The 7858-nt window shown below is 32.6% G+C and carries 9 protein-coding genes; all 9 read right to left on the reverse strand.

The window, feature by feature from the left end:
• Positions 1 to 109 precede the first annotated feature (109 nt).
• Positions 110 to 742 carry a DUF6705 family protein gene (locus tag ACSSV5_RS12000; protein ID WP_454246062.1) on the reverse strand — a complete coding sequence of 211 codons (633 nt, stop codon included), beginning with the start codon at positions 740 to 742 and terminating at the stop codon, positions 110 to 112.
• A 10-nt stretch (positions 743 to 752) separates the two neighbouring features.
• A complete protein-coding gene (locus ACSSV5_RS12005) occupies positions 753 to 1784 on the reverse strand; it encodes a hypothetical protein (RefSeq protein WP_454246063.1) in 1032 nt (343 codons plus the stop codon).
• A gap of 68 nt (positions 1785 to 1852) precedes the next feature.
• Positions 1853 to 2116: a hypothetical protein gene (locus ACSSV5_RS12010; protein ID WP_454246064.1), complete on the reverse strand. Its 264-nt coding sequence runs from the start codon at positions 2114 to 2116 to the stop codon at positions 1853 to 1855.
• Positions 2113 to 2496, reverse strand: a complete 384-nt coding sequence (locus ACSSV5_RS12015) for a hypothetical protein (protein WP_454246065.1) — start codon at positions 2494 to 2496, stop codon at positions 2113 to 2115. The genes ACSSV5_RS12010 and ACSSV5_RS12015 overlap by 4 nt, the downstream gene beginning before the upstream one ends.
• Positions 2497 to 2731: 235 nt before the next feature.
• Entirely contained in the window at positions 2732 to 3409 is a 678-nt protein-coding gene (locus ACSSV5_RS12020; RefSeq protein WP_454246066.1) for a restriction endonuclease, read from the reverse strand.
• Complete coding sequence (locus ACSSV5_RS12025) at positions 3406 to 3903, reverse strand: hypothetical protein (protein ID WP_454246067.1); 498 nt, start codon at positions 3901 to 3903, stop codon at positions 3406 to 3408. The genes ACSSV5_RS12020 and ACSSV5_RS12025 overlap by 4 nt, the downstream gene beginning before the upstream one ends.
• A 167-nt stretch (positions 3904 to 4070) precedes the next feature.
• A complete protein-coding gene (locus tag ACSSV5_RS12030; protein WP_454246068.1) occupies positions 4071 to 5273 on the reverse strand; it encodes a hypothetical protein in 1203 nt (400 codons plus the stop codon).
• A gap of 551 nt (positions 5274 to 5824) precedes the next feature.
• Positions 5825 to 6673 (reverse strand): hypothetical protein, encoded by an 849-nt coding sequence (locus ACSSV5_RS12035; RefSeq protein WP_454246069.1) that lies wholly within the window; start codon positions 6671 to 6673, stop codon positions 5825 to 5827.
• Between the two features lie 152 nt (positions 6674 to 6825).
• Complete coding sequence (locus ACSSV5_RS12040) at positions 6826 to 7722, reverse strand: hypothetical protein (RefSeq protein WP_454246070.1); 897 nt, start codon at positions 7720 to 7722, stop codon at positions 6826 to 6828.
• Between the last annotated feature and the right edge of the window lie 136 nt (positions 7723 to 7858).

The raw sequence follows: 7858 nt of genomic DNA on the forward strand, positions 1-7858 counted from the left end.
ACTTGTTAAGAAGAGCCGTATGATGGGAGACTATCACGTACGGTTCTGTGAGAGGTTTAGGGGTGAGATTCCCCTTTACCTACTCGACTTTTATTATCTAAATATTTAATTACTGTTTAATCAAAGTAATAACAGTTCTTAATGGTAGTCGATGATCAGAAGGTTCGCCTTGAGGTATAATGGTCATATCTAGTTGCTTTATAAAAATCATAATCCTTTCCGGCTCATTTAAAAATTGATTTTCTGGTAAATGTCTAATTTGCAAAGTATATTTTATGTACTCCCTTTGAGGATCTTCAATGAAAAGATCCACAATTCTTTCATTTGGTGCACAATCATCACAAAGGTTACTATAAATTCCTTCATATATTTCATTTCCAAAAATCAAATGTTGTGAAATATTGTCTGTGAAATTATTAATATCGCTTAAAGAGTTTACAATTTCTTCATCATTACTATTAATATATTTGTACTCACCATAAAGCATGTCTTCATATTGGCTATAATTAGGTATTTCAGAATCAGAAAAATAATCAACTTTAAAACTCAATTCAATCTCGAAAATTTCATTGTCAGATTCGTATTTCCATATACCAACTAATTTTTGCAAATCATTATCAGAATCTTTGTAGTAAGCCCCATTTGTATCAAAATTGTCAGAAGGGTTAAAAAGTGGATAGTTTTGAGCCTTACAAGAAATTGAAACTCCGATTATTAATATAGTAAGAATTATATTTTTCATAATATAGTTTTTAGCAATTTTGATCATCGTTAAAGTTATTATTTTCATCTAGTCTTAAGCGTTTCCAATTGGACTCCTGATTTTCCGTTGTAAACCTTGGGTCATATTTAATGTCCTCGTGTGAACTTCTGTAAATCGAAATACCCAAATTATATTTATCTATTACTTTAAGTAATCCTTCTGCAAGGTAGTCTTGGGAGGGACTTGTCGTACCTTGTTTTTTATAAGCACGGTTTAAATTTCTTTTAAATTTTCTAAGTTTATCAATATCTGAAAAAATACTGGCAATTTGAGTGAATTGACTTAAGTTATTAATTTTAAGGGCGTAAACATAGCCGTCAACAGTCATATAAACCGCAAAATCGGACGCAGATGGTGTGAGATTCGTTTGAGACACATCAAAAGACATATACAGCTGATAGAGGGTAATTATATCACCATAATAAAACATTGGCAAAGTACCTTGACCACCACAATTATTTGGGTGGGTATGCATAACAGCATAAGTAGTACCGCCAAGTTCCAATTGAATTTCAGTACAATTATTACTGGATTCTACATAATCTAAATTGAAAAATGGAAAATCATTTTGGGCGTTTACCAAATAACCTTTCTCTTTCGTTGAGTTCAATTCACCTTCAAGATTGTTAAATGCTGATTGGGAGTGGGGAGAAGTAGAAAACTCGTGCAGTTTTTCACAGTTGCCGTCATCGGAGGGATCTGGATCAGGCATTGGATTGTCAGTTGGAGCACTTACAAAAACACCATTCCCGTGATTATTTGGGTCACTAGGATCGCTAGTGTCATCATTGTTATTATCCCCGTTGGATGTACCACCACCAGAACCACTATAACCGCCTGGTACATAAAAGCCGCTCCCATTTTCACCACCACCACCTCCGCAAGAAACATAACCGCAACTTATACCAGAAAGAACCCATCCACTCGTCCAATGTACATCATTATCAGCTCCTACAACTTGGCCTTCTGTACCATCATCTATCACTCCCCATTCATAACTTTCTATACATTCATATGTCATCCCGCCAAAGCATTTGCTTGTAGTATTTATACCCAAGTTATCAATATTGATGTCTAATGGCTGGATACTTATGTTATCTGTTTTTGCTCTTGAAATGAAACTTTTGCTTCACTCATTTTAACAATGGCTGAATTTTGAGCGATTTCAGTAAACCCTTGTTCTGCATATTGTTGGATTGCAATTTTTTGGGTTGGGGTAAATTCCACATAAATTTCCGTTTGTGAAATGGAAAACTCAATATTTTTTCCATTGAGTTCGTAATTCAACTTTTCCTGTGCGTGCAAGAAAAGACTAAGTGTTAAAAAATAGATTAAAAGTATTGTACGTTTCATAGTTGTTCTATTGAAGTTAAAGTTATGTAATTGTATGTATAATCTCCAGGAGCCCAAACATCTTGACAGATTTTTTTTGCCTGACCAGAAAATTGAACTTCAATACCTGGGTAATTCGGTATTTCTTCTATACTGTTTGTGAGATCATCATTACATACAAAAAAAGTGTGAACACAGTTGGTGCAATTTGGCTCTGAAAAATATATTCCATAGTTGTGTGAGGGGATATTTTCATTGCTATTACTAGTGTTTTTGTATAAAAACGCTTTTTGTTCATCACTTTCAAGGATTGTAAAAATGGTTGGTGAATTACACCCACAATCTGAAGAGTTGTCGTCATCTTTTTTACAGTTACTAAATAATAGTATTGTAAAAATCATAAAGCAAAAATTGATTTGCAGTCTTTTTTTTTGATTTGTTTTTTTCATTTTTTTCATTGGCATTGTGGTTTCATTAGACATTTTGTTGTTTAAAAATTGGTTACAACGTTTAGTATATGAAAAGTAGGCGATTCCGAAGCACTAAATTTTCAGTAAAGCACTGAGCTTGATACAAGCTAAAAGCCTTGTTTTTACTACTGTCCCGCCTATTTTTTATATACATTGTTAGCACCTGTTATTTCTTCATTTTCAGTCCCGTAGGTCTGTTTGTTAGTTCAAATATTTCTGTATTTCCAAGAATTAAAACAATACCCGAAGAAGCTCTGTCTTTGTATTCTTCATTAATGTAAGACCGAGTAATTTCTCCATTTTCGAGCAGGTGGTTTATTGTCTTTTTAAAAATCTCAATTTTTATTCTTTGAGGTTTGCCATTTGAAGTAATACGCTGAATACCTGACCAATCTACTTTAGCAATTTTGTTTGTCTTTCCATCTGGTCTTTTGATTGTTTTGCCTTCCAATGGCATTACATATTTCTCCCAAATGTTTTCAAATGAGTTTGATTTAGTCGTCCTTTTGGTTTTGTTGGAAGTCCGAATTGCAGATATGTTTAAAATCTCAATTCTCAACTTTTTGGCAACTTCAAGTGCATTGTCTATTATTCTTCCGTTTGTTGCTATGATTGCTTTTGTGCAGTCGAAATAGTCTTTTGCTCCGTGAAGTTCCATAACCATTTGTCTGTTTATTGGTCGAGTTGAGCCACCAAACATTTTTGCCTGAATTGCAATTTTCTCTGTGCCTTTAGTGGCAAATACGTCAACACCGTAATCATTTGAGTATTGAGAAACGGTCGTTTTGTAACCCTTTGATTCAAAGTGTTCAGCTACAATATGTTCATATTCATCAGGTCTCATCCGGTCAAGTTTGCAAATGGTCTCACACCAAATTGTTTAATGTATTCACTCAATAATTGCTTTTCAATTTCTCTTGGGTCATCTTTTGGCGTTGGCTTCCAACAAAATACTAGGTCGCTATGGTTTTTAAGTTGCCATATTAATCTACCGCCCCAATGTCCAACGTTTTTTGTTTCACCAAATCTCAAATACTGTCCAAGTCTTGAGTTTAATGTGGCTTGTCCTGTTGGGCTTCCTGCTTTTCCAATGTAAACGACTTGTGAGTTGTCAACGTGATTGTTTTGCAGTTCAGTAATTGAAACATTTGGGTCTTTCCCTTTAAAAAATCCACCTACTCCTGGATTAATAAATTCAGTTTTCTTAAATGTCGGGTTGATTACGAGATAAACTCCTTTAATTTTTGGAATACTCGATTTGTCTGTCCATAGGTCACGGATTGTTTTAAAACCTGTGAAACCATTTTTCTTTATGTCGTCAATGTCATTGAAATTCACGATCGTCTTTTTTAATAGGTGCTAACGGTTTCGGCTATGAGTAGTTGCGTGGTTTAGCACTTAACTTTGCAAGTACACACCAAACTGAAAATCCGCGAGGATTTTCAGAAGTAGGCGAGAACAAGCAATTGCTTATAGCCATTGTTGGCAACTGGCTTTTTTCAATTTTAAACTTCTTTAATTTCAAATCCATTTTCTCTCGCCAAGTCCACGATATTTTTAATATTGTCTTTTCCCCATTCTGTCGAAACTACAAATTGAATGTTGTCAGCACTTGTCAAAATCTCGTCATTTCCAGTAAAATGTCTTTTATTTGATTTGTTAGCAAATTTTGTTTCTACAAAGTCCAATTTGTTTATTACTCCAGTTGAACCTTGATATTCGTCTTTAAAAACTCTTTTTAACGAAGAGAAATCAGTCGGATATTTTTGCAAATATGCTTTTACCAATTCTAAAACAAACCTATTTTTCGGTAGTCTTGCGCTTGTCCCGTTTATTATATATTTCGTTTTATCCCTAGTACTTTTATTTTCTATTTGGTCTGTAATGAACGCTGGAATTTTAGGTCTTTCGTCAGTTATTTGTTGTTTTGGTTGAATATTAATCGATATTTCTTGAAGAACATTGTCAATTAATTCAGCATCATATTTGTTAAGAAAATCTTGTTTTATCAATTCTAAAAGTTCTGAATTATAATCAGTTGATAAGATTTTTTGTCGTAACTTTTTTTGGTCAGCTTTTCGGTTGATTTTTTTGAGAGAATTTAATGTAAATGATTCTAGCAAATCAAAGCTAAAACTTTGTTTATAAAATAATTCCACAAATTTCAGTCCTTTTACAGAGTCCTTTTCAAATTCGATAGTTTCAAGCAAGACTGGGTCATCGTGGTCAGTCAAATCTCCATCATAAAATACTTGAATTACTTGTCCGATTAGAATTCCATATTGAAGTCTTAATTGACGCATATATGAAAATAGCTGTTGTTGAAAATTTATGTTTAATGGTATGCTTGGTTGTTTGATTTCTATAACAAAAAGGTTTTTCTTTTCTTGAGAATTAATAACAAAATCAGGCATAATTCTATTGGATGCTCCTATTTGAAAAGAAGGTCGGATTTGAATATCTCCTAAAAATTCTTTCCATTCCAAAACTCTCAAAGCTTGGATTACATTTTGTTCAAAATCGCTTTCGCTTATATCAGTCCGAATATTGTCGGATAGTAAAAAGCAGATTTCATTCCATTTTTCGTTATTCATTTTCGTATTTCTCGGTTTTTTTAGCTTGTTGCCAACGGGCGAGTGTATCATTAGTGGCGTGCAAAAAGGCAACACATTTTCGTTTTTATTGGTAAAGATAAAAAAAAATCTCAAACCTTAAAATTTTGCCCAAACACAGCTATTAATGATACACATTGTTGGTAGTAGCGGTGGAGTAGGCGAGAACATTTGCTGAAAACGCCCAAGCCTTTCGCACCCATTTTTTTTCTTTCCCACGTTTTAAATTTCCCATAATTTCGATGTTTTAATATTTCGTTGACGCTTAGCCATAGTTTTTGATTTAGCATCGTTTGTCGTTTTCTTTATTCGCTATTTTATTGCAAATCAGCCTATTGTTTCGGATTGTGATTTTCTCGTCGTGATGAGATTTTATTCGTTATCAATCATCGTGATAAGCCTATCATTTAGGATTTTGAAAAATTCCACCGAAAAAAATCCATTCAACTTATTTAATCAAAAAATGGGTGAGCCTATAATTTTAAAAATATTATGGAGTAGTTGCTACCAACGGGAAGTGTATCTTTCAGTGGCGACTAAAAAAACACAGCCCTTCGTTTTTCAGTCGTAAAGTTAAAAAATAAATCCTAAACTTTTGGTTTCAACTCCCAAACCTCGCCATTGAAGATACATATTGTTAGCATTTGTTATTTTGTCAGAGTGTATTTGATTAATTCTTTATTATTTTCATCAATTAAACTTAAACTTCCATCTTCGCCATAAACATATTTCCAATCAAAAGGTTCGTTTTCAATTCTGTAAATTGTTGATGTCTTATTTTCTTTAAGCAGTTTAAGTCTTTGAATTCGCCCGTATTTTTTTAGATACAAATTATCATCTGACATTTTTACGATGGAAAATTCGCCTTCGTCAATTCGGTCTTTGAATGACTGTAGATACCAATTATTTAGAACTTCAACTTCAGTCAATTTACGCAAATCATTTTGGCGTTGGAACGATTTTAGAAGTTCGTCAACAATATCGGCAGTTTCTATTTCACTTAATTTACTAACGAGAGCTGGATATTTCTCTTTTTGATTGAATAGCGAGTAATTGTAAAAAGTTAGCGCTACACTTTCAAGTTGATATGCAGGATATTCTCCTCCAAAACTCTCGATTGCTCCACCAATTTCGGCACACTTTTCAATTATAGGCCAATAAGCTATTTGACTTTGTCCTATTCGGTTATGAGAAAGGTTGAGAATTGGGACAAATCCACTATTTCCATTTGAGTTGTATCCTCTTGTTTTGTGAATATCAAAGATTAAGGTAGTTTTAATCATATTCGATATTGAAATACTGTCAGCAATTCTTAAATCACGAGTGTTAACTAAAATTTCCTGGTCAATTTTATACAGTTTGTTCCAATACTCGCTTATCTGTTTTTCCGTATCTAACTTCTCGATTTCTGTACGAAATTTTTCAATCGGAATTTGAGAATGGCAAGAACTCAATGAAAGAACAAGTATTAATAAAATCGCAATGTTTTTTTTCATAATAAATGCTAACGGGAAGTGTATCTTTCAGTGGCGACCAAAGAAGCACTGCCCTTTATTTTTCAGTCGTAAAGTTAGAAAATAAATCCCGAACTTTTGGTTTCAACTCCCAAACCTCGCCATTGAAGATACATAGTGTTAGCACACGTTTTCTATTCAAAGCTTACTAATTCAGAGTCTTTTCCCTCATAAATTGTATAATATGTATATTCATCTTCGCCATCATACCAACGATATCTTGATTGTTTAAATCTAAACATTTTTAACACTTCATGAACTTGCTGTTGAAAATCTTTTTTATTTTTATTAGCGGCAAATATGCCACCAGTAAAATTTATATATCTTTTTCCACTTCCATTTGCATAAGCGTCAATATCGTTCTCCCAAAGTTTGTCATCAATTAATTTTGCATATTTTCCTCTTAATATTGGGAAATATTTAATTTGAACTTGCTCGACTTTAGATTTCAAAGTTTTGGATAACTTTTTAATTTCTTCGTTATCAGAATTGTCAGCATCTTTTATAATATTAGCCCAACTTGCAAAAATTACTAAATCCATTTGAAGTTCATCTATAGTTTTTCCATCTGCTATATTTACACCTTCATTTATGGATTTTATTTCTCTCTCCAATTGCTCCTTTTGTTTCAATTCATTTTCTTCTTTTTTCTTTTTTTCTTCAAGTTCTTTTGCTTTAGCTTTTTCCTTTTCAGACAAATTATTTAAACTATCGGCTTTTATTAATAATAGTTGCGCAGAATTATATAATGAATCATTTATTTCGATTTTTTTTAATGAAGTAATCGCTCTTGAATATTTACCCTCTTTTATATATTTGTTTGCATTTGTAATGACAGTCTTAGAATCAATAGATGTATCAATAAACAAAACTGCCAATATTGTTATTAGAATAGTGCTTAAAAACCAATATCCTAAAACTTTTAATCGTGTCGGTTTTTTTGACCACCTTATTACCAAAGATGGTTTTATTAATCCAACTATTAATGCTATGAATAATGCAAAACTTAATAATCCTAAAATACCTGCCATGATTTTCTTATTTAATTAATTTTTTATTTAGTTTATATGTGTGCTAACGTTTGGGCTATATGTAGTTCTGTGCAAAAATGCCACCACTTTTCAGCCATTCAACAAAGTTAGCAAATAATCTCAGAACTTCGGTTAA

The sequence above is a fragment of the Psychroflexus sp. MBR-150 genome (assembly GCF_053628795.1).

Bases quoted from the DNA above. Each gene is read 5' to 3' on its own strand.
- ACSSV5_RS12000 (WP_454246062.1), bottom strand. From the start codon at position 742: ATGAAAAATATAATTCTTACTATATTAATAATCGGAGTTTCAATTTCT.
- ACSSV5_RS12005 (WP_454246063.1), bottom strand. From the start codon at position 1,784: ATGACATATGAATGTATAGAAAGTTATGAATGGGGAGTGATAGATGAT.
- ACSSV5_RS12010 (WP_454246064.1), bottom strand. From the start codon at position 2,116: ATGAAACGTACAATACTTTTAATCTATTTTTTAACACTTAGTCTTTTC.
- ACSSV5_RS12015 (WP_454246065.1), bottom strand. From the start codon at position 2,496: ATGATTTTTACAATACTATTATTTAGTAACTGTAAAAAAGATGACGAC.
- ACSSV5_RS12020 (WP_454246066.1), bottom strand. From the start codon at position 3,409: ATGAGACCTGATGAATATGAACATATTGTAGCTGAACACTTTGAATCA.
- ACSSV5_RS12035 (WP_454246069.1), bottom strand. From the start codon at position 6,673: ATGAAAAAAAACATTGCGATTTTATTAATACTTGTTCTTTCATTGAGT.
- ACSSV5_RS12040 (WP_454246070.1), bottom strand. From the start codon at position 7,722: ATGGCAGGTATTTTAGGATTATTAAGTTTTGCATTATTCATAGCATTA.